The organism is Schlesneria paludicola DSM 18645 (genome assembly GCF_000255655.1).
Lineage (GTDB): Bacteria > Planctomycetota > Planctomycetia > Planctomycetales > Planctomycetaceae > Schlesneria > Schlesneria paludicola.
The window spans coordinates 2,342,222-2,367,843 of sequence record NZ_JH636434.1 but is presented as its reverse complement, the minus strand read 5'-3'; the positions used below and the strand labels follow the sequence as shown (position 1 = coordinate 2,367,843).

Annotated in this window: 16 protein-coding genes and 1 tRNA gene; 3 read left to right on the top strand and 14 right to left on the bottom strand. The window is 55.6% G+C overall.

The features are described 5' to 3' along the window. Nucleotides 1-143: 143 nt before the first annotated feature. Together pheT and OSO_RS0111615 are read right to left on the bottom strand one after the other, a co-directional pair. Entirely contained in the window at nt 144-2,168 is a 2,025-nt protein-coding gene (gene pheT, locus OSO_RS0111620; RefSeq protein WP_010583506.1) for a phenylalanine--tRNA ligase subunit beta, read from the bottom strand. 140 nt (nt 2,169-2,308) lie between these two features. Then, entirely contained in the window at nt 2,309-4,108 is a 1,800-nt protein-coding gene (locus tag OSO_RS0111615; RefSeq protein ID WP_157605150.1) for a tetratricopeptide repeat protein, read from the bottom strand. Between the two features lie 602 nt (nt 4,109-4,710). On the opposite strand from OSO_RS0111615, the gene queG reads away from it, so the two are divergent. Next, entirely contained in the window at nt 4,711-5,778 is a 1,068-nt protein-coding gene (queG, locus tag OSO_RS0111605; RefSeq protein WP_040592235.1) for a tRNA epoxyqueuosine(34) reductase QueG, read from the top strand. Nucleotides 5,779-5,866: 88 nt separating this feature from the next. Here the strand turns inward: queG and OSO_RS0111600 are convergent, their stop codons facing one another. The 3 genes from OSO_RS0111600 to OSO_RS0111585 form a co-directional block, all read right to left on the bottom strand. Continuing rightward, nucleotides 5,867-7,075, bottom strand: coding sequence for a type II secretion system F family protein (locus OSO_RS0111600; protein WP_010583503.1), 1,209 nt, complete (start codon nt 7,073-7,075; stop codon nt 5,867-5,869). 474 nt (nt 7,076-7,549) lie between these two features. Then, entirely contained in the window at nt 7,550-7,909 is a 360-nt protein-coding gene (locus OSO_RS0111590) for a hypothetical protein (RefSeq protein WP_010583501.1), read from the bottom strand. Nucleotides 7,910-8,199: 290 nt separating this feature from the next. After that, the gene (locus OSO_RS0111585) at nt 8,200-9,696 is read right to left on the bottom strand and encodes a M81 family metallopeptidase (RefSeq protein WP_010583500.1); all 1,497 of its coding nucleotides are present in this window, start codon (nt 9,694-9,696) and stop codon (nt 8,200-8,202) included. 704 nt (nt 9,697-10,400) lie between these two features. Between OSO_RS0111585 and OSO_RS0111570 the strand changes: the two genes are divergently transcribed. Then, on the top strand, nt 10,401-12,605 hold the full coding sequence (locus OSO_RS0111570) for a M48 family metallopeptidase (protein ID WP_010583498.1): 2,205 nt from the start codon (nt 10,401-10,403) through the stop codon (nt 12,603-12,605). 135 nt (nt 12,606-12,740) lie between these two features. On the opposite strand, the gene OSO_RS43120 is transcribed toward OSO_RS0111570, so the two are convergent. The 9 genes from OSO_RS43120 to OSO_RS0111515 form a co-directional block, all read right to left on the bottom strand. Next, complete coding sequence (locus OSO_RS43120; protein ID WP_010583497.1) at nt 12,741-14,975, bottom strand: alpha/beta hydrolase family protein; 2,235 nt, start codon at nt 14,973-14,975, stop codon at nt 12,741-12,743. A gap of 300 nt (nt 14,976-15,275) precedes the next feature. Then, nucleotides 15,276-16,583, bottom strand: coding sequence for a PQQ-binding-like beta-propeller repeat protein (locus OSO_RS0111555; protein WP_029246911.1), 1,308 nt, complete (start codon nt 16,581-16,583; stop codon nt 15,276-15,278). Nucleotides 16,584-16,743: 160 nt separating this feature from the next. Further along, nucleotides 16,744-16,816: transfer RNA gene (locus tag OSO_RS0111550), tRNA-Lys, on the bottom strand. A gap of 510 nt (nt 16,817-17,326) precedes the next feature. Further along, complete coding sequence (locus tag OSO_RS0111545) at nt 17,327-18,739, bottom strand: DUF6513 domain-containing protein (RefSeq protein ID WP_010583494.1); 1,413 nt, start codon at nt 18,737-18,739, stop codon at nt 17,327-17,329. 231 nt (nt 18,740-18,970) lie between these two features. After that, nucleotides 18,971-20,038 (bottom strand): phosphotransferase family protein, encoded by a 1,068-nt coding sequence (locus tag OSO_RS0111535; RefSeq protein WP_010583493.1) that lies wholly within the window; start codon nt 20,036-20,038, stop codon nt 18,971-18,973. A gap of 40 nt (nt 20,039-20,078) precedes the next feature. Next, a complete protein-coding gene (locus tag OSO_RS0111530) occupies nt 20,079-20,798 on the bottom strand; it encodes a histidine phosphatase family protein (protein ID WP_010583492.1) in 720 nt (239 codons plus the stop codon). Next, nucleotides 20,795-21,571 (bottom strand): SDR family oxidoreductase, encoded by a 777-nt coding sequence (locus tag OSO_RS0111525; protein WP_010583491.1) that lies wholly within the window; start codon nt 21,569-21,571, stop codon nt 20,795-20,797. The genes OSO_RS0111530 and OSO_RS0111525 overlap by 4 nt, the downstream gene beginning before the upstream one ends. Nucleotides 21,572-21,744: 173 nt before the next feature. After that, nucleotides 21,745-22,968, bottom strand: coding sequence for an acyl-CoA dehydrogenase family protein (locus OSO_RS0111520; RefSeq protein ID WP_010583490.1), 1,224 nt, complete (start codon nt 22,966-22,968; stop codon nt 21,745-21,747). A gap of 175 nt (nt 22,969-23,143) precedes the next feature. Next, complete coding sequence (locus OSO_RS0111515) at nt 23,144-23,905, bottom strand: SDR family NAD(P)-dependent oxidoreductase (protein ID WP_010583489.1); 762 nt, start codon at nt 23,903-23,905, stop codon at nt 23,144-23,146. A gap of 320 nt (nt 23,906-24,225) precedes the next feature. On the opposite strand from OSO_RS0111515, the gene OSO_RS0111505 reads away from it, so the two are divergent. After that, nucleotides 24,226-25,602 (top strand): spinster family MFS transporter, encoded by a 1,377-nt coding sequence (locus OSO_RS0111505; RefSeq protein ID WP_040592232.1) that lies wholly within the window; start codon nt 24,226-24,228, stop codon nt 25,600-25,602. Nucleotides 25,603-25,622 lie beyond the last annotated feature (20 nt).

The following is a 25,622-nucleotide window of genomic DNA, read 5'->3' as shown; positions in this document are numbered from 1 at the left end:
CCTGCGCGCTCATTACAATGAGGCGGTTATGAAATGCTCTCTAGCAGACTATTGAAGTAACGGGGACTGGCTCCGACCAGATTGAAAAAACGCCATGACATCGTGAATTCCGAGGTGCCTGTCCCCCTTACTTCAACAGGCTGCTAGGCTCGAAGCGTTGCGGAAAGCTGGCTGGCACAAGCGGCGATGACCGCCTTTTGAGCTTCCTCGACTTCTTCACTCGTCAGCGTTCGATCCGCGCGGTAGGCCAATGTCAGCAAGTACGACTTCTTACCTTCCGGAATTTGTTTTCCGCGGTACTGTCCGCCGAATGACACAGACTCCAGCAGCGGTCCGCCAGCCTTTCGTACGATCTCTTCAATCGCAGCCCAGGTCACCTGCTCGTCCAGGACAAAATTTAAGTCCCGCGCGGACGCCTGCTGAGTTGGTAGTTCGCGGAATTTTGGAACGAGATCGGCATGTTGTTCCAGCACACGTAGATCCAGTTCCGCCACAGTCACCGCGTCGCGCAGATCCAGTTGTCCGGTGACGGCTCGATCCAATTCGCCGAGCCAACCCCATGGCTGATCGTTCAGAATCACTTCCGCGCCCCGACCCGCCACGAATTGAGGGCACTCGCTTGGCCGCACCTGGACCCGCGCATTTGGGTTCATGCGCAATGCAACCTGCTCCACAACGCCCTTCAATTCTTGAAACGACCGTCCGCTGACGAAACTGACCATTCGTGGTTCGGCCTGTGCTTCCGCGATCGATTTGTCGGCAGACACGTACACACGTGCCAGTTCGAACAATTGCGCGTCAAACTGTCCGTGACGTTCGTTCTCGCGTCGCGATACCAGCAAGCTTGGAATCAAACTTTGCCGCAGTCGGCTGAACTCTGGAAAATCGGAATGTTCGATCGTCAATGGCGGCAATGATCCGCGTGGAGTGAAGAGAGTCCGCTCGAACTCGCTGACCAGTGACACCGTCAACGCTTCAAAGAATCCCGCTGCGGTCAATGTTTCGCGCACTCGATCACCGACACGATCTTCAAGTCGCTTCATGCTCGCGCAAAGTGGGACATTGGCATCAGACGGAATCTTGTCATACCCATGAATTCGGATGACTTCCTCAATCAAATCCACTTCTCGGCTGAGATCACGTCGATTGGTGGGAGCTTCGAACGTCACGGATCTGTCACCGTCACGTTGCCGAACTTTCAGACCTAACGCTTCGAGAATGCGTACCGCATCCGCAGGCAGCACATCGATTCCGAGAATGCGCTTCAACTGCGGGAATCGCAGCGTCACGACTTCGCCGGTCGACGGGGCTTTGACGCCTGCGAACACCGGTTCGTCGAGCAATTCACCCCCAGCAATTTCTAGGATCAGTTCGCAGCATCGGCGGCTGGCCCAATCAGGTCCCTGTGGGTCGAGAGCACGCTCGAAGCGATACGAGGAATCGCTTCTCAACTTTAGCTTTCGCGACGCGTTGCGAATGGCAAGGGGCGAAAACAAAGCGGCTTCGATCAGCACAGCTTTCGTCGTGAACGTCAGCTCGGTCTCCGCGCCTCCCATCACGCCTGCGATCGCAACCGGACGATCGGCGTCGGCAATGATGCACATCTCAGGCGTCAACGCGTATTCTTTGTGATCAATGGCCTGCAATTTTTCGCCGGCGCGGGCGCGGCGTACCACGATCTTGTGTCCGTGCAATGTCTGCAAGTCGAACGCATGCAGAGGCTGCCCGCATTCCATCAGGACATAATTTGTAATGTCAACGATGTTGTTGATCGTTCCAATGCCCACGGTCTTCAGGCGGTCGACCAGCCAGGCGGGACTTGGTCCCACTTTGACGCCGCGAATGACTCGGGCGTAATACTGTGAGCAGAGATCGGGACACTCGATGGATACAGAGGTGACCGACGCCGTTTTCGTTGCCGCCCCTTTGGGAGACGCCGCTGGTACTTTCAATGGTTTCTGATACAGAACCGCCGCTTCACGTGCGATGCCCAGATGGCCCAGACAATCCGGACGATTGCTGGTCACTTCGAAATCGATGCATGTATCCGAACCGACCGCGTGAAACTCTTCCAGATTCAGCCCTGCCATGGTCAGTCGATCGGCGAACTCGGCGACCGGGACGTCGAGCGACACATATTCTTTCAACCAATTCCAACTGACGAGCATGTCGATCCACCACTTGCAAAGACTGACTTCAACTCAAAGGTGAGTTTTCCTTCGTCTCGCCAGTTTAGACGCCAATCGCTTGTCGCGAAAGGCGCGACACGGCAGAGTCTCGTCCGTCGGAAACCACCTGGATGCCTCAACTACTGTGGTGACACGAAGTCCGTGTCGTCATTTGAGGGATCTTCCTGGAACGGTACGGCCAATTTCATCGAAGCGCGTGAGGACGGAATTGCTGCGTCGTAGGAATCAAGTGACGCCGTTTCTTGCAGTAACGACAATCGCAGGTCGTTCTGCTCGAGAGAAATGACCCGATAAACGGGATGTCGTCGTCCCGCAAGTGTGATGTTTGAGACATCGAGCACTTTGTGATTTTCCGATTTGGACTTCAGAATCATGCGCAGCGGCGCTGCGTCTTGGTACTTGATCGACAACGAGATTTCGTTCGGATCGTGATTTGGTGACAACGGGTTTCCAAACTCAGCAATCCCGTCGAAACTGAGCAGGACCGTATCGCGTCCGCCCGTGACGCGCGGATTGGAGAACGTGCGATCGCCCCAGTTTAATGTCACCGCGGCATTCTGAATCTGCCATGTTGGGCCGACGGCCACGACGAAATCGTCACGTCCGACGTTCATTCTCGGCGTGGCCTGAAGTGAAGTCGACAATTGATCGATAACGGTTGGCGGTACAGCGCGCTGGCCAATCTTGGCTGCACAGAGAACAAGTTGCCGTGCTGGAATATCCTTGACCCAATCTGGGTCCTGCAATTGCGCGGCCAGCTTGTCTTTGTTGTCTGATGTGTAATAGAGTCCCAAAAGTGCAATTCGACTTTGCGTCTTTTCCAGATTCACGTCGAGATTGCGCAGAATCGCGTCTTCCGCATCGACATAACGACCATGCTTCTGCAGCACATTGGCGCAAATCAAATTCGCCTCCCAGGCCTCGGATGAATAGTCCATCGCTTTTCGAGCAATATCTGGGGCCGATGGCTGGCTCAGGAACGATTGAATGATCGCCCGATTCGCCAGTCCGGCTGCCAGCATTTCATCTTTCCGGAAGTGACCGTCTCCGAGTGATTCCAGCTTTTGATATGTGTCATTGGCGGCGATCAACTGTCCTACCGACTGCTGCGTTCGAGCCACGTAATACAAGTAGGGTGGATAGCATTCCATGAAGCCTTCCATCCGTTTCAAGACTCGCAGACGTACTCCGGGATCGGCCTCGTGTTGTGCTTGTTCGAGTTTATCGAGGTCGTCATTGCGGACGAGCCAACGATCAGGGATCTTCTTGGCGCGGGCCATCTTCCACGACACGTCCAGGAACTGGCTCGATTTCTCGACAACGCTGTTCATTCGCTTTTTGTCGACTTGCCAGATATCCAGTTCGTGACTGGCTGCTTGATTGCGATGATCCCACCAACTGTTCGCGCCGGTGCGCACCGCGGAGACGTAATTCGCCGTTGCCACCTGAGCGGCAATCTCGAACGCATTGATTCCCAGATCTCGCTGGAACGCCCGATTGTATCGTTCCCTCAGGACCACGCGTTCGCGGTCCGCAATCTGAACTTGAGAAATCTCGTCGAGCACGGACGAATACAGCTTCATCACTTCTTCATCGGCGATTCCGTTCAGGTCGAGATGGTTGAGGATCTTCTCTTGCTCCTCAAGCATCACCCGTACCGATGGATTGCGGCGAATTCGATGCAATGACGCACGGCTATAGTTCAGGGCGACCGCGGCCGAACGCCGTTCCTTCTCGGTCACCGGTTCATCATTGCAGAATACTGGGAGGCTTCCCCAAAGCGCGACGACGAAGACGACGGCTCGGCAGATGACGCCCCGCCGGTGTCGGCCACGAATCCGAGAAAAAAGCCGTGATGAATTGGGTGCGAACAAAGGCATTGGCTTTAGAAAAACGGGACTGCTGCGTAGGATCGGCATGGCCACCTCGTCTCCACGGGTCGGGTCACGAAACCGGTTGGCCGCGCCGTCGTGGCACGTTTTCTGAGAGACATCCTGTCCCCGTAGAAGCAACACGGCGCGCATTTCAAGTCGCAACTTGAGGTGATTGCCGTGTGTCCTTCGCTGCAATTCTACTGTGCGGTCAATCGTGCGGCATGAGCAGCAAGTCCTGCCGATCTGAACTCCACGAAGATACCAACCGCAAAATACATGATCGGCAGGTCGCGTAAACTTGGCGGTTCGTAACGACCGGTCAGATTACGTTAAGATGTCAGTCCGGGCGATTCACGGTCATACCGATTGGGAAGTTTGAGTAAGTTGCTCAAGCGGTCGTTGCCGTGAATCGAGTCACACAACAGAGATCTTGATACCAGGATTGGTCCGAACGAGAATCTGCGTCGAACAATCCAACTCAATTCCGGCAGAATCTGCCGGAACCTTCCATACGGCATTGATTTGCATTCATTCACGAGTCACTTGGTTGTCGAGCAAAATCTGTCAATCAGGTGCTCCGCCAGTCAATTTTTCGAATCCTGCTAAGTTGTTAGAAGGTCATGCCCAGCGACAAATCGCAATCGCCGATGACAGATCCCGCAGCGCTGTCAGATGCTCTGAAGGTGGAAGCTGGCCGCTTGGGGTTTGATTTGGTCGGAATGGCTCCTGCCGTATCGCCGCTCGGATTCGTCCACTTCTCTGATTGGATCGCGGAAGGATTTGCGGGTGAGATGCAGTATCTGCCTCGCCGCGCGGCAGCGTACGAACATCCCAGTCATGTCATGCCCAATGTGCGAAGCGTCGTGATGCTGGGGATGAACTACAACACGACGCCGCCTCGCTCGGTCCCCGAACGAAAATCCCTTTCGGAAAACCCGGCACAGGTTGCCCGCTATGCGCAAGGGTCCGTCGACTATCATGACCTGCTGCGGGGAAAGCTGAAGCAATTGGCCGACCTGCTGCACGAATTGAACCCCGGCTGTCGGACGCGCGGTGTTGTGGATACTGCGCCGTTGCTTGAACGAGATTTCGCGAGACTTGCGGGACTCGGCTGGTTTGGCAAGAACACAATGCTGATCAACAAGCGTGCGGGAAGCTGGTTCCTCTTGGCGGCGTTGTTGACAGATCTTGAGCTCGAACCGGATCGTCCCCACGAAACGTCCCATTGTGGAACGTGTACGCGATGTCTCGACGTCTGTCCCACGGACGCATTTCAGGCTCCGTACGTCCTCGATGCACGCCGCTGTATTTCCTATCTGACGATTGAACTGCGTAGTTCAATTCCGATCGAACTACGTGATGGAATTGGTGACTGGCTGTTTGGTTGTGATCTGTGCCAGGACGTCTGCCCGTGGAATCACCGGGCTCCAGTCTCGCCGGAACCAGGTTTTCAGCCACTGCCAGAACTGACGCCCGTGAACGCCGCTTCGTTGCTGGCGATCAGCGAAGTCGAATTCAAGCGTCGATTCAAAGCGTCACCTTTGGGACGCCCCGGCTGGGATGGACTCCGCCGGAATGCCGCGATTGTCTTAGGAAACTCAAGAGACCCGCGTGTATTGCCTGTACTTGTTGCACAGGCCGAAGACCCATCGCCCCTCGTCAGCGAAGCGGTACGTTGGGCGATCGATAAGCTGAAGCAGGTTGAGCAAATTTAGGCATGCTGGATCTTGGCCGTTCATTGGCATTGACGCTTCCTTCACATGAGTGCGCTGGAGGGGACAAGCGAGCACGGAAGACCCTTCATCATGTCATCGAGGACATGTTGAAGATCGGAAGCATCAGCGCCATCAGTAGGAACAGAATGACGCCCGCCATTGCGACAAGCATCAAGGGCTCGAGCAAGCGTACGACGAGATCCAATTGTCGATTGGTCTGCCGCTCCATCTTGTCCGCAACACCGACGAGAACCTGTTCGAGATTGTTGGCTTCTTCGCCGACCGCGATCATTTCCAGAACATCCACCGGAAACTGCCCGCACTCGGCCAAAGGCTCCGCAAGGGACCTGCCCGAGGACACGCGATCTGCCGCCTGTGCGATCGCTTCACTAATGACCCGATTGCCCGTCGCATCTTTTGCGATATTCAGCGCGCTCAGGATGGGAACGCCGTTGTGAAGCAACGTGCCGAGAACTCGGCAGAAACGGGCCACTGCCAAGCTGCGCACGACCGCGCCGATGCCAACAATCTTCAGCCGCAGTTCATCATAGCGCCGCCGCCCGGCTTCATTCGCAAAGTAAGATTTGCCGAAAAATATGGCGGCGATCAATCCCAACAGAAAGAGTAACCCGTATTTCTTTAGAAAGTCACTCGTCGTCAGCAAGATCACGGTTGCCGTAGGCAATGTTCCTTGTTTCCGCATGGTGTCGAAAATGGAATCAAACATCGGCACAAAGAAGACGAGCATCCCAATCACCACAATCGTCCCTGCGACGACCAGGAACGCGGGATAAATCATCGCACCGACGACACGGCCCTTAAGCTCCTCTTGATGCTCGGTAAACGTCGCAATCCGTTGAAGTGATTCCTCCAGGAAGCTGCCTTCCTCGCCCGCACGAACCATACTGATGGTCAGCTCGTTGAACACCGTGGGGTGCTGGCGCATCGCCTCGGCCAGACGTGTTCCGTCGGCGACTTGATCGCGGACTTCCTGAACAACAAGTTTTAGTGTGACGTGCCGAGTCTGCTTGACCAGCAAATCCAGCGACCTTAGCAAAGGCACGCCTGAACGCAGCAGGTCGGCAATTTGAGAGTAAAATACCGCCAAGATTCTGGCTGGTACTTGTCGTCGCTTGTTGGCCTGGTGCGCCTTCGCCGCGTCGGCCAGATTGATCGAGACGGGAAATAAGTTCTTCGCCGCCAGAGAACCGAGCGCTTCCCGTTCGGATGCCGCCGAAACCGTCCCCGCGACTTGTTGTCCGGAGAGTTCGCGTGCGATGTATCGATATTCGGCCATATCAGCGACCAAAGCGGATGAGGATTTGATGCCCCCCGCGACTCGAGATGAAGAATCGAATCAACCTGCGGCGTAGCACACACAAGTCTACCGCATCGACGTCGGCCGCGGCGAGTCTCATTGAAACACGCCGCCACGGCAATCCATGTGAGGTCAGCTCGATTTCAGGTGCCGCGCCCGCCGTGATGACCGATCGATCATTCGCGTCCAGATCAAACGAAATGAAACGACCCTACCACGAGCGTCTTGCTGGAATCGGGCTTTCGCACAACGAACGATCTCAGTCCGTTTTCGTCACGCGAGAGCCCGAACATCAAGACTTCCCCGGGTAGGGTCGTCGCTCACTCTTACTGAATTCTTGGTCAAAGTCTGCCAACGGGGTCCACCACCACGTCGTCGACTTCGTGTGGACAATTCGCCCGCGACCTGAATCAATCAGGTCGGAAACTGCCGTTTGATTCGAACGACGTTCGATTAATACAGCGGCAAGCTGGCGGCTGGGACGGTGGCCGTGTTCAAATAGATTGGTGGGCCTTGAATCGCACCGGGAATTGCGGATGCGGTTGTCGTCATGCCAGCTGACTGCATCGTAGGTACATACGCTGATTGCGTGAATGCACTGCTGGAGAAGGCCTGCTGCGAGATGTCCGCACCTTGATACATCGCGCCCTGTTGGTAGTAGCTACCACCTGCTGGAGGACAGCCATTGTTGCATGGCTGACAGCCTCGAGCGCCATAACCTGCACCGTAGCCGTAGCCGCCAAGGCAACAGCAACCAACCGACGAAACGGTCAGCATCAAGCCCGCAATGACCAATGCAATTCTGTTGAACATACAGTGTTCCTTTGAACCAATACCAGTAGACGTGATGGGGAGAGGGGAGATGTGACCGCTGGACTGGCAGACCCGGTGGGAGAACCGGTGTGGCCCGTAGGTGAAGTCCGTTGGCGCGGGCGGAGATATATGTGAAGACCTGATTTTTCGGAAAGGCCAATTTTCGAAAAAATGGCGTTTTTTTGAAAATCGACTCAAGATTCAAGCCGCGGCCTCAATGGAGGCGCGCGGCTCGAATCCATCTCACATCGTCTGAAGACACTGAATGGCCGTCAAAAGAAGGGAAAACGTCAGCTCAAATCGCGCGGCAGAATCTCCACCGGAAAGACCGGTCTGGTACGAAGTTGGTGACGCAGCAACGGAAACTCGTGTGTGTGAATCGCCTTGGCATCCACATTCAGAATGATGCCCGCGATCGGCTCGAAGCTCGCCCGAAAATGGGCTGATGACTTCACGGAAATATATTTCATGGAACGACAGTCGATCCCCAGTGTTTTCGCGAATGCCGGGCCAAGCGGCTGTTCGTTCGCGGTGACGACGACGACTGACACCCCGTCTTGCTTCAGCCACGCAGAACACCCCATGTTCCCCGTTAGACCTGCATACATCGGGCCATCGTAAGTAAAGTCACCATGAGACACGGCCATCACCGTCGCATGCATTTGGACAGGCGGGCCCTGAATGTCTGCCGACTTGCCTCCGACGAGAACGTCGATTTGCTTGCCAACTCCTGCCGCATGTGCTTGCTTCGCCACATCGGGATCGACGATGTACAGAATGAGTGCATCGGACAGGCCCATGTCGAGAAACGTTTCCAGGATCTCGGTTGAGTCGCCAGGTGAACCTCCACCGGTATTGTCGGCATGGTCGGCGAGAACGATGGGGTACCGTCCGTGAATCTCACCTTCTCGAATGGCATCTCGGACCGACTTGGGAGGGCAGTACCACCGTTCGCGTTGCTCCCAGATCCAATTCGAAAACTCGTCGGCAGCGTGACTCGCGAGCGTCGCATCACGGTCGGCCACGATGATGACACTCGCGCCCACGTCGGGGACATCGGCCCATGGAAATCCCGTGGCGATGGTCACGGCCAGGATTCCCTGGCGACGTTCCAATTCGTGAGCGAACTGAATCACCTCAACCATCGGAGGATTGGCGGTCACCTGAGTTGGTGTGTGCCAGAAGAGAGGAATTGAACGAAACGCCATCACGGGCTCAATCTCGTGGCGGATCGTCTTGACGATCAAGTCAGCGGCCTCGCGACCACGTTCCGCCATATCGATATGCGGGTACGTATCAAAACCAACGATCGCCGTTGCTGCATTGACGCGTCGCAGGGTGTGATTCCCATGAAGATCAAACGTTACGACAATGGGGCGATCGTCGCCAAGATAGTTTCTGATGGCTTCAATGAAATCGCCATCACCGTCAGGAATCTCCTCAATGACCATCGCACCATGGAGATCAAGCAGTACTCCGTCAATTCGTCCGTGTGTCGCTTCATCCTGACGTAACCGCTGAAGGAATTCTTCCTTCAGCAACTCGTAGTCCTTTCGGACGATAGTGCCACTCGGATAGGCAAATCCCCACAATAATGGAACCAGCTCAAATCCATGCGTCCGACTTCCCTCGATGAACCCCCCGGTGCAAATATTGGCTCCGCGAAATCGCTGAATCACCTCGTCGCCGCGAAACAGACCAAACCCGTTTGCGAAGTCGTCCAAAGTCGTTTTCTTCACGGCGAACGAACTGGTTTCATGTGAGATTCCTCCTGTGGCAATTCGCATTTCGACTCACAATTCCTGAACAAAGTGACTGACTGTTGACGCGGCACATGCCCTCGCGGCGGAAAGCATTGAATCATTGGAAAACGCAACTCATACTTTACCGATCAGACTTCACTACGGCGACGATGGTGAGCGCTTTGTGCCCATCGGGAACGCGATGGGCACCTTTGTGAATGTGGGGGCACTGCAACGCATCGAATCCTGCGCCTTGCGTTCCTTTCATCGATCTTGTTTTGCCTAAAAATGTCTTGAAATCGGTTTCATCGGCGATAACATCACGAACCTGCGCAATCGAGTGAACGATCGCGGCAGGCCTTTTACTTCGAGGAAACTCGCCAGATGGCGGTTCTGGCTGAGTGTGACATATGCGGGAACCAGCATCGTCTCAAAGAGGCGGCCGTTGGACGTTCGATTCGCTGTAAGGCGTGTGGCGTTCAAATCGACGTTTCGGCGGAAAACACAATTTCGCCTGCTTCATTCATCGAAGAGTCAGGTCGCCTGCGCCGTCTTCCGTCCGAACAGCCAATCTCTCCGTGGACGTGGTTTCTGATCGGATTGGTTACCATAACACTGGTCGGTTTGATGATTGGCGTAGTGGCCCTTTGCGCGGCATTCTTCCGATTCACACCCAAACAGATTGTTCGATCGAGTTTCAGTCGATGGACGACATCCGCCGTTGACGGTCAGGGAGCGATCAAGCCGTCATGAACGAGCCTGCGAGCCAGCAGCGTCAAATTCTGAACGCGATCTCCGGAGCAGTGCCGCTCCCGGCAGTGTCGTGGAAATACACGGTTGGTCTGCTATTCACGACGGCAGCGATTTTGCTCGTACCACTGTGCTATCTGCTCTCAGTGACTTTGGTTATCGGCTGCCTTGTCGCATTCTTCCTCCATCTGAAATGGTTCCTTGCGGGCTGGACGCTTGTCCCCCGCATTCTTGTTATTGGTTCTGTGATCACGGTAGGTGCGTCTTGCCTTTTAGGGCTGATCAAGCCGTTGTTTGCCCGAATGATCATTGTTCAACGACCGCGGACGCTCCGAAGAAATACCGAGCCCTTTTTGTACGAATACATCGATCAATTGTGTGATGCTGTGGGGACCAGTCGCCCCACTCACATTTACGTGACGTGCGACTTGAACGCCGCCGCCGAGTTTCGACGTGGTTGGATGGGCGTTTTTGGACGCCAGGATCTGTCACTCTACCTCGGCCTGCCGCTGGTTGCGGGGTTGACTTTGCGTCAGTTTACTGGCGTGCTGGCCCACGAGCTCGGGCATTTTACACAGCGAGCAGCCATGTCGCTCGAATACATTGTACGACGAACGAATCACTGGTTTGCTCATGCCGCGCATGAACGCGATGCCGTCGATGTCTGGCTCATGGTTCAATGTCAGAACCGTGGGATGCTCGCGCCGCCGTGCTGGTTCGCACGTGGCGTCGTTTGGATCACTCGTCGGGTCCTCTTATGTCTGTCTTACGCTGGAAATGTCATCGGCTGTCTGATGTCACGAGAAATGGAATTCAGCGCGGATCGCTGCGAGGTGCGCACAGTCGGTGCAACAACCCTTGCGTCGACGTTGCGACGCTTGCGCGAATTGAGGCTGGCTCATCAAACATCTCTTCGCGATATCGCCGCATTTCTGGAAGAAGGTCGGCTTCCCGATAATCTGATCGCACTGGTCATCGCCAACACGGCATTCGTCTCGCCCAAATTGAAAAAGAAGCTTCGCCGCTTAATGGATCAAGAGAAAACGGGCATCTTCGATACCCACCCGTCCGATATCGATCGGATTCAAGCTGGCGCCTGCGATGCCTCGCCGGGAATGTTTCAACCTGGAAAATTGCCGCCGAATCTACTCGCGACCGCACTGTTCAATCGCTTCGAGGAAATCTCGAAAACATTGACCATCGAATTCTATGAAGGGATCTTGAACCAACCGATCAAAGCGAGAGATTTGCACCCGGTCGAAAAGCTAATGGAACGGCAAAGCGAGCAGATTCGCGCCGCAAAAGCACTCCGTCGATACTTCCAAGCGGATATTCCGCGACTGCGACCACTTCCCCTCGCCTCGCAGGCTGCAGACAAGCCGGCGCATCCACGCGAAGTCGCGAACGAGCTGAAAGCAACTCGTGAACGAATGCTGTCCGAACTAACGGCGTACAAAGATGTGACTCCTCGTTACCAAATGGCCGAAGAGACCTATTTCGAAACGATCTCAGCTCAAACCCTGCTTCAGGCCGGGCTGCCATTGAATCCGCACGACTATCGCCTGGCCAAAGCGACGCTGGAATGCGCCGCAGCGAAGCAAACGCGATCACGCGAAGGCATTGCGAACCTTGCTGCGAAGCTTCTGCCATTCGAAACAGAGGCTGGCAATCGCCTGTCGTTCGCCCTCCAATTGCTGCATCTACCCAATGTTGCGCGAAATATCGATGACGGTGACGATTTGCAGTACGAGGTACAGACTTTGTTACCAGAAGCAGCTTTGATCAGTCATCTCATGGGTGAGCTCCCTTCGCTCAGAATCGTCTTCATGCGGCTTTCAACGCTCTGCGATGCGATGAAAAACGCTCCTGCAAACTCAGGCGTCAACGAGTCGATTGCGCAGCACGTTTCGACCCTGCGGTCTCGGCTCGTGTCAATTCGAAAAGAGATGGGCGGACATCTCTATCCCTTTGACCACGCTCAGGCAGAAACCACACTGCAAGAGTATGCCCTGCCACGGATACCTGCCGAGAATGAACTGACCGAGCTGATCTCGGTTGCCGACGCCTTGCAGTCCAGGCTTGTTACGATTCAGCTTCGACTGTTCGCCCGACTCGCCCAGGCTGCAGAAAAAGTCGAAGCCGTGCTCGGGATGCCACAGCTTCCTGAACCCGACGACGACGCAGCCGGAGAAGACTTCGCGTGAAGGCGTCTCTCTGCGGTTGCCGGCGCATCGGATCGAGTTACGGTTTCGAGTGATCGTTCGTCGCGCGTATGGCTTCATCGAGTCGTCGCCATTGGTTGCAGCGACTCGATGAAGGGCCTTCAAAGGCTTTCTGTGTTAACTGAGTCCGCTTAACAGCCAGTTTACGGCAGCAGCAGCTTCACCGGCGGGGGGACCGTCATACGAAACCACCGTCGGCGCATTTGCGACTTGATAGGTCGTGGCGACGACCGGTGGAACCTGGCTCCCTTCGCCCGATAGCCACATCGGATGCGGTGCCGCGAGCGAAAGCAGGCCAGGGACATCGCCGTACTTCACAGCACCTGGTAGCAACATGGGATCGTAGGCGTCTGTCAAAGTTGCGAAACGGAATCCCGCAGTCCCAATCGCAAGTCGATTCACCGCAGGACCCGCCTGGACGGCGGCGGCGGCGGCAATCGGACCTGCCGTTCGCCCCAATCCGATCAGGTGCACGCCCGAAGGTTCATACTTGCTGAACCGACAAAAGGCGATCATCGTCAAGACATCATGAACCCGTTGCGAGAACAATGGGTGGTTGTAACCCAGTGTGTATCCCACGAATTCTCGTGGGTTTTTGACTTTCCGAGCATGTGTTGGTTGTTGGCCATCGGCCAGGAATTCACCTTGATAGAACAGATCTGGAATCGCCACCGAAACACCCGAGTCAAGCAGTTTCTGGATCTCCGCCTTCGGTGACCCATCAGGCTTCAGTGCCGACGCTTTTCCTTCATCCGTCACCCAGACCGCGACGTGCTTGTTCCAGTTTCGAGGGAGGAAGAACAGTGTGGGAATTTCTTCACCGTACTTCTTCAACCGAACCAAGGTGTTGAACTTGAGCAGATCTTCGCCCTCGGATTTCGCTTTGTTGTCCTGCGAGAATTCCTCCTTCTCGGGCAGCTTGCGTCCAATGAGCACTTCCCATGCTCCACCGACCAAGTCGCGATAGGCTTTCAGCGAATCAAGGTCCTTTGGTGCTGCGGCTGCGAACTGACGAACTTGATCGCTGGCAAAGCCATTCACGAGCTTCAATTCGTTCTCGACCGAACGCTCGGGCATGGGATGTTCAGCGTTCCAGACTGTCGCTTCAACTTTCGTCAATGGAACGAAGTCACGCTCCACGATCGGTGTTGTTTGGCCGAGCTTCAAATGCTGATTGAAAAACTCGTACATCATCAATCGGCTGGGTTGATTGTAGTTATGCGGGAAGGAACGGTATTTCCCTTCCACGGCATCAGGCACGCCGAACATGGCGTAGTGCTGCTTGAGTTCCGGCAGGCCTTTCGTTTCCAGCTCACGAGTCCAGTCGTTTGCCGCCGTCATTCCGAGTGGCCGAGGCGCAAGCATCGCGGCGATTTCGATGTTCCCCGTATTCACACGTAGGTAGCTGGCGTTTTCGCACGTACAGCCCCCTTGCATCGCCGTCGAGACCATGACAGCAGGGAAGAACGCGGCCGGTCGCGGATCGATGGCCCCCAACAGGAATGTCTGCGTTCCGCCACCGCTGGCGCCCGTGACACCGATTCGATCCGAATCGACATCATCCATCGAGATGATCCAATCCAGAGCGCGAATCGAGTTCCAAGTTTGCAGCCCGACAATACTAAGGCAGCGAAGTTCCGACTGAGCGCTGAACAGTCCCCATTTTTCGGGACTGCTCAATTCTGGCCGTTGTTGCTTGAAGCCGTGCGCCAACTGGAATGGCAGAGGCGCGCTGTCGGCGTATCCCAGCATGTCGTAAATGAACACAAGACATCCCATCCGCGCGAGCTGCACGCATCGGGCTTGCAAGGGAAATCGGCCACTGGGCAGGGATTCTGCATGGCTGGCGAGTTCCGTTTCAAACAACTTGTCGGTGTGTTCATAAAATCGACCATTCTCCCAATGACCGTGTGGGCACAAAACGGCGGGATACTTGCCACGTGGCGGTGCTTTGGGCCGGTAAAAACTACCCGTGCAGTAAAGCCCGTGGCCGGTCTGTAGGATCACACGTTCAACGGTATAGTCGTCTCGTTCAACCTTTCCATGAACAATCGCCTGCAAAGGGTGCTTGGTCGGCATCGGCCACAGCCCGTTGGCGACCATCAGTTGCCGCTTGACCTGCTCGGCCCGTTTCTTCCACTCGACGATGCTGGGACTTGGGTGCCAGCTAAAATCCCCGTTCAGGTCTTTCAAGTCACCGAGCCGGGTGTCGGCCGGCAGTGAACCCGCAGGCAAGACGCGTGGAACTTCGGCCGTTGCTCGCTTTGGCGCCTGCACTACAGCCGCAGATGCTGCCGCCAGTGCAGCCAACTTCAGTGCGTCGCGGCGGTCCATCGAATGTCGTTCAGTCACAGCGCGTCTCCGTGCAAGATCTCGGATGCATGAAATGAAGATCCGCCATCATAGAAATCAACTGTTTCCGATGCGACTGAATCGCCTAAAGATTGCGAAGTCATGTCGTCTCGGGGCATGCAGCGGAGCAATCGGCTTGCGTATTCTCTGCACCACCGTGTCTCTGTGCCTCTCAATCGACCAATGTGGCCCCAATCTGCGCTCGATTGGATCCAGCGGAGGTCAAAGAGACGCAGAGGCACGGAGGGACAGAGAAATGCTTTTTGGAAGCCGCATAGTGGTGTCTGAGTGCGCGGCAGCCTACTTGGCTGTCAAGCTGTAGCACATCAGGGTGTTCTGTTCGCGAAGGTAAAGCTTCCCATTGCAGACCACAGGATGCGCCCACGACTCCCGAATCTGTACTTCAGGTTTGAAGCTGCCTTTGAGCTTGTATTTGTCGGGGCTGGCTTCGACGAGTGCCACTTCGCCGCTTTGATAGCGAAAAATCACGTGGCCATCGACGCCGGTGACGGCAGCAGACCCGTTGCCCGCGCCACGAATCTTACCGCCCCATTTCACGTTGCCCGAAAGGAGATCAACGCAGATGGGGAACCCGTTGTTATGGCCATGACCGAAGTACAGATGATCTCCAATCAGGATCATCCCACCATGGTGGTTCTGAAGCTCATTGGCCGCTCGATAGTACTTTTCGCGCGCCTCAAATTTGTCACCTTTTTTCACCAGTTGAATCAGTCCCGATCCACCATCGGCATAGCCGCTTGAGCCGAAGACATAGTCGCCATGCACGATCGGAGTCGGAATATCCGCGACGCCGTTCGCAATCTTGTTGTAGCTCCAGAGCAACTTCCCGTCGCTTGCGCGGACGCCGATCAAGCCGCGTCCGATCAATTGGACATACTGCTTGACACCACCAGCGTCGCTGATCGCCATCGAAGAGTATCCAGCACCCGATTTTCCTTTTTCACCCTGATCCGGCACTGCTGACCGCCAGATTTCTTTGCCCGTGGTCTTATCAAGTGCAACGATCATTGCATCAGGACTTCCGGGAGTGCAGAGCACGCGATCACCATCAATCGTTGGCGATTCCGAGAATCCCCAACCTGACATCATCACGCCATTCCATTCCTTCTTGAAATCCTTGGTCCAGACGATTACTCCGTTGTTGGCTTTCAAGCAGGACAACTGGCCGTTCGACGTCACGACATACAAGCGGTCGCCGTCGATGGTGGGCGTGCACCGGGCTCCCTCATAGTCGTGCTTGGGATTCGATTCCGTTAGTGGTGTCGACCAGACGACTTGATGGGTGGTCAGATCAACTGCGACGACCCGCTGTGCGTTTTCGATATTGCCAGTGGTGTAAAGTCGATCTCCGGCGATGGAAACGCTGGCGTAGCCGCTGCCCATTCCTTCCAGCTTCCAGGCCAAGGCCGGCGGATTTGCATCCCAATCGGTCGAGATTCCCGTGAAGTGACTGTAGTTATCGCGGTTGGGGCCGCGCCACTGCGGCCAGTCCTGCATTCTTTTTGGCTCAAGTCCCCACAGCATGGAGCCCAGCAGAGAGAGGGAAATAAGCGCAAGGATGCTTGGCACGATGGACGGCCGCGGCATGAGAAGACTCCTGAAAAGGACCGATTTCGAATTCCATCACTATCGGCGAAACCGCAGCTTTTCCCCTCGGTGCTGAGCCGCAACGGACCAGGGAAAAAACTGCGCCAACTTTCGAAGCGGCGGCGACTCAATCAGAGCCAAAGCGACGACCGCAACGCAGTGAGCCCGCTGGGACTCGAACCCAGGACCTACGGATTAAAAGTCCGTTGCTCTACCAACTGAGCTACGAGCTCAAGCTTCACTGCCAAACCAGTTGTATCGAGCAGGGACGACTCTTGCCTCCTCAACAGGACCAAAGTGCGGCCTGTTAAAAAAACTCGTCACGAAAAATGCCCTAAATACAAATCACGCCAGCGGACTAACAGATCCAGAAGAGTCACCGTTACCGTGGACTCACCTAACTTTCTGCGCTGTGCCGCATGAATCGGGGCGGATTCTCGCCTGTCAATGGCCGTCCGTCAAGTGACCAGCGCAACCTCAGTAGACCAGAACCGAGCGACCCACATTACGCAGTCAAACCATGTGGCAGACTGCCCTTCCGACCTCGCCGGTTTCTGCTTGCAACCCGAAGGGATTTGCTGGTGAGGAATGATCGCCTTTTGTGCAGATCAGGTCGAGCGATTTGCTTGAGGAGCAACGAATTTCAGGGCCATCGCGGACGTCGCACAATAAGGGATTCAATGAAGTAATGTTTTTTGCTGAAAAGACTTGCGTGACAAGTAATTCGTCGGTTGCCACACCATTCATGATTTGGCGCGGGTATCCGCTGCGTCTGGTCTGTGCTTGCGTCGCGACACGGCGCTGACCTCATCCACGGTCAGAAAACCCCAACGCAACGCTTCGTCCTGCAGGTATTGTTTGCCTAGTGTGAGTGCCGTGCGGGCCTTGTTCAGTTCCACACCCAGGTAAAAGGCGTGCTCAGCGGTGAGTGTCCCAACGTCTGCACGCATTTGGTCGAAGACTTCATACGGGTCGGGCCCATGCCAGTAGCCGTCGCGGTTCATGAGATGAATCTCACCGCGTTCAGCGAAGACTCGAAAATTGGGATCGGTCAATCGGCCCGCCAGTTGGCGCAAGCCCTCGTCCCCGATCGCGTGCAAACGCGGATCGCGCAATATGACGAGCTGGCCACCCAGGTGCTTGGGCAGTACGCGATTCTCGATGCTATGACGCACCAGCCGCCGCGCTAGATCAAATTCTCTGACCGCCGTACGTCCCCAGTTGATCACCTCAGTGGTCAGCACACTCCCAATTTGCAATTCTTCACAAAGGGCCGCGAGCAGAAAGTTGACGCCAGAACTATCGACCTCGGTCAGTTCCGTCAGATTGCCGATTCCCATCATCATCGGCGTATCGGGCTGCCGTCGTCGCACCTCGAAGTAACGCCATAGTGACGCCGCGAATCCAAATCCAATCGGTTCGAGAATTGGATCAACGCGGAATGGTCGACCGTTCGCCTGCAGCTGTTCGATCGTCGCGGTCCAGGAACCAACTTCACGGACATCATCCGGAATCACAACGAGTTCGGCTGGCAACTTGCAGGCCCAGTCGAGATTCGAATGATTGCAACTGAGCACCAGTTCGGCACCCGCTTCGACTGCCGATTCCACTTCGTGTCGCTCAAAACTATCGACGGAGACGCGAAAGCCTTCGGATCGCAACCGTTTGACCGAATTCGCGATCGTCGACCATGACTCGCCTGGAATACATCCCAGGTCGATGAGATCCGCTCCCGACTGGCGATACGAATCGGCCTGTCGAATCAGATCGTCTTCCAGCATTCGTGGTGCATGATTGATTTCGGCCAAGATCTGGATGTTGTGCGCTTCAAGTGCGGGCAACTCACGTCCTTTGCGACCGAAGTACTCAGGGAGATCGAACAGATCTTTTGGCCCCAGTTCAAACACCGTTTGAAACTGATGGACCAGCGTCGTCAGGTCTCCGCCACACCATCCTGGCAGAATGACCCGACTGATATTTTCTGGCACAGACAACTTTCGGCGCACCCAGTCGACATGCATCAGCGCCGCAACCGAGATCCCCAGCACGGCAATCTCATAGTCAAAGCCGACTCGTTCGGCGAGCGGTTGCAAAACAGCCTTGAGCGACGGTTCTGCCAATCGGCCCGTGACAAAGAGCAGACGTTCGCGCGACATACTGGCGTCGATTGATCCTGAATTCAGGAGGTTTCGGTTGAAGATTGCGACAATGCGACCTGTTCACGCACTGGCAAGCTGGATTGTGATCCCCATCAACTCAAAAGTCGACGGTCATCCCAAAATGCCATCAAATTCGCAAATGTTTGTCCCGAACCCGCTATCATGCAAATCGTGATTTGCGTCAGAATCTCTGGTCGCGATGAATTGCTCAGAGGCCCCCGGTATTTGTCAAATCGAGCCCGATTCCAAGGCGTGATCGGCCTGAGATCCCAAAATCAGCACCAATTTGTCCAGATGAGCGAACCGCGAATCGGTTGTATGGCCACGTGCAAACCGAGCGTAGATTTGCTGTACAATCACCGCCAGCTTGAACAGGCCAAAACACAGATAGAACAGGGCGTGATCCACCGATCGGCCCGTTTTCTCTTGATAGCGATCGACCAACTGTCGACGGGTGAGGCTGCCAGGCAAGGCCGTAGGGCCAAATGCGACGTGCTGTAGTGCAACCGGATCACCTGCTTCAACCCAGTACCCCAGTGAAGTTCCCAAATCCATCAGGGGATCGCCGATCGTGGCCATCTCCCAGTCGAGCACGGCCACAACCTTCGTCAAATCGGCCGCGTCGAGCATCACGTTATCATACTTGTAGTCGTTATGGATGACTGTCGCCCCCATTTCGGGAGGCAGGTTTTCGGCCAACCATCGCGCCAGCCGGTCCATCGCGGGAACTTCAGCCGTTTGTGCTTGACCGTATCGTTTGGTCCAACCAGCCACTTGTCGATGGACATACCCTTCGGGTTTGCCAAGTTCCCCAAGCCCCGCTTGCTGGTAGTCGATCGCATGAAGTGCCGCAAGATTGTCAATCAATGCACACGACATTCGATGTGCGAGTTCGGGATGGATTGTCAGATTCGGCGGCAACGTCTTGCGAAGAATCAATCCATGACGGCGTTCCATAATATAGAACGGACAACCCATGACGGTGGCATCGTCGCAGAAGAGCTCAGGTCGCGGAGCAGGCGCGTATACCGAATTCAATTTCGACAGAATGCGATACTCGCGCCCCATATCATGGGCCGTTGCAACCTGATTGCCAAAGGGAGGGCGACGCAGGACGAACTCTCGCGATCCCAGACGCAACAAGTAGGTGAGATTTGAATGTCCGTGTGGAAATTGCTCGACAATCAGTGGTCCCAGAGAATCAGGCCATTGACGACGCAGCATGCCCTCAAGCGATTCGAGCGGAAGTTCTTCTCCGGCCCGAGTTGGTGTCGGGTTGTTCAAGTCGGCAGTCATGAACGCTCTCCCTTCAGTGGGGACAAGTGGACGAAATCGACTATCGGTACGTCCACAAATCGGGATGTTCAAGGTGCGGAACAGAATTGAAACTGTCGAGAGACAAGCGATCTTGATTGAAAACGAACTCCGTGAACGACGCATTTCGAACGCGCCAGTTCAGCTCTAAGGCCGTTGCGTCTGGAGCAGCAAGCGCCAAGTGCGCCGCGCAACCGATGAAACCTCCCGATGTAAAGAAGACGACACGGCGACTTCGTGCCGTTTGAGTCTGAACCCGCCGAATCACACCGTTGACCCGTTGTCGAAACTTCGCCCAGGTTTCAACGTCTGTCCGTTCCGATTGATCGGCCTGCCAATGTCGCAAGAGCATCTCGAACATGCGCTGGAATGATCGTAGCTTGTCGAGTTCGCCCGCGCTTTGCAGGTAAGACATTGCCATTTGAGCAAATTCAGAATTCACGGCGGCCAGTTGAGGGGCCACATTCTTTGTGAGCCCGTCCAGGTCATATTCATCCAATTCGTCCAGCACAATCGGTTCTGGCCAGGTCAGTCCCGCCTTTTGATACTCCTCACCCGCGAGTCGTGCCGAGTCGCGTTGACGCATCCGCGGACCTGTGAAGACCTCATCGATCACAAGTCGCTGTGCGGCCCAGTGAGTTCCCACGTGTCGCAATTGCTGCTCGCCAATCGCCGAGAGTTTGTCATAGTCGCTCGCAAAGAACGATGCCTGGCCGTGTCTGACCAGAACCAGCGCACTCATGGATTGGCTCCGAATTTTGTCTGCAAGCGTCGCATGCCGCGCAGCCAACGCTCGTAGTCGTCAGCTTTGTGGCGAAAAAATTCCGCGACCTGCGGGTGAGGAAGAATCAGAAAAGTTTCGGATGCAAGTCCCGCAATCACGGCGTCCGCCACTTCCGCGGGATCAAGGGCCGTTTCCCGTAAATGATCCGCGATGCCGCCTTCTGCCAGATCCAGCATGTCGGTGCGAACCCCTTGCGGACAAACACAAGAGACTTTGATTCCCGCCGACGCGTACGTGATCGACAGCCATTCCGCGAAGCCCACTGCGGCATGTTTCGTAACCGAATAAGGGGCCGACCCGATTTGCGTGAGCAAGCCAGCAGCCGAGGCCGTTTGCAGTAGATATCCCTGCCCGCGCGCCTGCATCCCCGGTAAGACTGCACGCGCTGCATAGACGTGGGACATCACATTCACATTCCAAATGCGCTGCCAATCCGCATCCAGCGTTTCAGGTCCACCGTTCAGAATGATCCCTGCGTTCGAACAGAACAGATCAATCGGCCCCAACGACGATGTGACGTGTTCCACCAGTTGCTGCAGGTCCGCTTCTTGCCCGACGTCCGTTTTAATCGCGATGCCGTCAATTTCGGCGGCCACTTCACGGGCGAGCGATTCATTCAAGTCCGCGACGACGACTTTTCGTGCCCCTTCTCGCGTAAAACGTAGACAGAGGGCGCGGCCGATTCCGTTGGCTCCGCCGGTCACGACCACGATTTTTTCACGAACGTCCATGATGGGTCCTTATGCAGCCTGTGGAACGAGCTGTGCCTCGAGTGCTTTGTCATGACGAAAGATACGGGTCGGGTGTCCGGGGCTTGACGAACGAAGTAATGAAAGCCCCGGGGTTTCGGCGAAGCTCTCCAACCCCCCCCCCGTCAACTCGAAGATTGAGATCTCACAAAATACTAGTGTTTCACATGGCGACGGAGTTCCAATTTTGCAATGGTTTCGCGATGGACCTCATCCGGCCCGTCGGCCAGCCGCAAGGTTCGCGACGACGCCCACGCGTCGGCCAGAAAGAAGTCACCGCTCACCCCGGCTCCTCCGTGTGCCTGGATCGCCCGATCGATCACCTGCAGAGCGACATTTGGCGCGACAACTTTGATCATGGCGATTTCGGTGCGAGCCTCTTTGTTGCCGACGGTATCCATCAAGTGCGCCGCCTTCAGCGTCAGCAAGCGAGCCTGCTCGATCTCGATTCGCGAGTTGGCAATGTCGGCACGAACCGTTCCTTGCTCGGCCAACGACTTTCCAAATGCCACCCTGGACTGAACGCGTCGACACATCGCTTCAAGAGCACGTTCGGCAAGTCCAATCAACCGCATGCAATGGTGAATTCGCCCTGGCCCCAGTCGCCCCTGGGCGATTTCAAAGCCGCGACCTTCCCCCAGCAAAAGATTGGCAGCCGGAACACGCACATTCTCGAACGAGATTTCAGCGTGTCCGTGCGGGGCATCGTCATATCCGAACACCGTCAACATCCGCTCAATCTTGATTCCTGGCGTGTTCATCGGCACAAGAATCATCGACTGCCGCTGGTGGACCGGTGCTTCGGGATTCGTCAGCCCCATAAAGATCCCAACTCGACAACGCGGATCACCTGCGCCGGACGTCCACCACTTGCGACCGTTCAAGACATATTCGTCACCCTGCCGCTCGATTCGAGCCGTAATGTTTGTCGCGTCGGACGAAGCAACGTCTGGCTCCGTCATCGCGAAACAAGACCGGATCGTCCCCGCCAGCAAGGGCTTCAACCACTGTTCTTGTTGTGCGGCGGTTCCATATCGAACCAGAACTTCCATATTCCCGGTGTCGGGGGCAGAACAGTTAAAGACCTCGGGCGCCCATGGAACCCGCCCCATGATCTCGCACAGACCCGCATACTCAAGATTCGTAAGACCCGCACCCTGATCGCTGTCGGGGAGAAACAAATTCCACAATCCGGCTGCCCTGGCATTGATTTTCAGCTCTTCGATGATTGGCCGCGGCTGCCAGCGGTCGGCCACCTGTCCTTGCTGATGGTAGGTGCACTCGTGCGGGTAAATTTGCTCCTGCATAAACGCAGTCAATCGCGAGCGCGCGTCTTTGGCTCGAGGTGAATGACCGAAAATGTCCGATGGGGCGTTCATACATTATCTCCTGCCTCACTTCAGCGTCGACCGAGACTCGTTTCTTGCTGAATGAACTACCCACTCAGGGTTTGTTGCGTTTCGAACTTTCGGTGTCGCGAGAATTCGCGTCGAACAGTCTGTTTCCCAAGGTGCTCGCTAACGTCACCTCGCGTTGATCTGTGCGACGCGTGAATCAGGCAGTCATTCCACCATCAATGACTAAGACCTGGCCCGTCACGTACGACGATTCATCCGAAGCCAGGTACAGTGCGGCGAAACTGATTTCGTCCGGCTGGCCGATGCGTGGGATCGGTTGATTGGTTTCGAGTTCACTACGGTACTGCTCATTCTTCCAAAAGTGCGCACTGAAATCGGTTTGAATCAGCCCCGGGGCGATGGTGTTGCATCGCACCCCATGCGGGCTAAATTCACGAGCCCACCCGCGTGTCATCATGATCAAGCCCGCTTTGGTGAAGCTGTAAAGCAACCCCTGTGGTTGCGGCTCAATTCCGGCGACCGAACTAATATTGATGATCGAACCTTTGCCGCGTTCGATCATCTTCGGAACAGTCAGTCGCACCAGTCGAATCGCGGCCTTGATGTTGATCTCGACGATCTTGTCCAGCATCTCATCGGTCACAGCGAGCGAAGGGCCCTGTCCCAGGTTCGTCGCACTGTTATTGACCAGGATGTCCACCGGGCCAAAGTGTGACTCCGTCTCACGAACAAGATTCTCAATCTCTTCCAGCCGACCGACGTGGCACGCAATCGGAAGGACTTTTCCAGGCAGGCCCGCCAATTCCGTTGCAGTTGCCTCCAGGTTCTCCAGCTTGCGACTGGCAATCACCACGTTCGCCCCGGCTTCTGCCAGACGCTTGGCAATCGCCTTGCCAATTCCGCGACCACCACCGGTTACTAAAGCCGTTTTCCCCACCAAAGAAATGCTGGTCGTCATCGAAGTGTTCCGTGATCGGCGAGTGAAGTGTTGGAGACGGTCGACAGTCTACCGTTGGATTTCCTGATTGAGTAGCAACGCACTCGGTAACGATTGCGGCAACTGATTGATATACTTCGCCCGCACGTGAGCGCTGCGGGGTCTCTCTCCCGGTTCAATTGGCCGCAGCGCGAAGCGGTCCAGCATCCATGGAAATGACGAAGTCTGGTTCGACTGATCCTCGGAATTCGCCCACTTGAAAAAGGCGAATTGGGACCAGTTCTTTGCGTTTCTATGAATTACCAATGTCGTTGACTGACAATTTGACGCAGGAATCCCTCATGTCGCGCGACCATGATCAGGATGAGTTTCCGTCACCAGGCTATGCCTGGTACGTCGTAGGTGTGTTGACCGTTGCCTACATCATTTCGTTTATCGATCGCCAGATCATCAACTTGATGGTCGGCCCCATCAAACGCGATCTGGATATCAGCGACACTCAAATTAGTCTGCTACAGGGACTGACGTTCGCTGTTTTCTATACTCTGTTCGGTATTCCCCTCGGTCGACTGGCCGACACGCGCAGTCGCCGTGGCATTATCTTTTTCGGTATCGCCTTCTGGAGTCTGATGACGGCGGGATGCGGACTGACGAAGCGATTCTGGGACCTGGCCCTGATGCGAATGGGTGTCGGAATCGGCGAAGCAACTCTCTCGCCAGCGGCGTACTCATTGATCGCCGACTACTTTCCACCCCATCGCCGTGCGACCGCCATGAGCGTCTATTCCATGGGGATTTATCTTGGCTCTGGCGTCGCGTTCATCCTCGGCGGGCTGGTGGTGAAGTTCGCCTCGACCCAAGAGACCTTCGCTGTTCCTGTGATCGGCGTCGTGCGATCGTGGCAACTGGTCTTCTTCATTGTGGGTTTGCCCGGGTTGCTGGTCGCACTCCTGCTGCTCAGCGTGAAAGAACCGACACGCAAGGGGCTCGTCGGGAAACAGAAATCACACGGCGCGACAATCAGCCTGACAGAAACGTGGCAATACGTCCGTGCGAATATGGCGACGTTCGTTTGTTTGAATTTGGGAATCGCCATGGTGACGATGAATTCCTATGCCAGCATCTCATGGATTCCTTCCATGTTTCTGCGTCGATTTGGATGGAGCCAGGGTGGGGTTGGTCTGGTTTACGGCACAATCATTGCCACCAGTGGCACCCTGGGTGTCGTGGCGGGCGGCTGGCTGTCGGACTTGTGGACGCAACGGGGATGCGCCGATTCACCCCTGCGTGTGGCGTGGCTTAGCACGTTGTGCGGACTTCCGTTTGTCGTCCTCTATCCGCTGGCTCCAACAGGTAACTTGGTGGCCGCGTTGCTTGTCCCGATGGTCTTCTTCGGCAGCGTCCCCTTTGGTGTCGCACCTGCGGCGATTCAACGCATGATGCCCAATATGATGCGAGCACAGGGAACGTCGATCTACTTGTTCGTCATCAACCTCGTTGGAATGGGGTTGGGACCGACCTTTGCTGCCCTGCTGACGGACAATGTCTTTGAAGATCCGAACCAGGTGCACAAGTCCTTGCTGATTGTCGGAACGGCTTCGTACGTCTTGGCCTGTATCCTGCTCGGTATCAGCTTGAGCAACTATCGCCGTAGCCTGGACTACTTGCAGCAATGGACCCACGACAAAGCACAGACGGCAGAGGTCGCGGCGACATAGCGGAGACGACGAACGCGTGC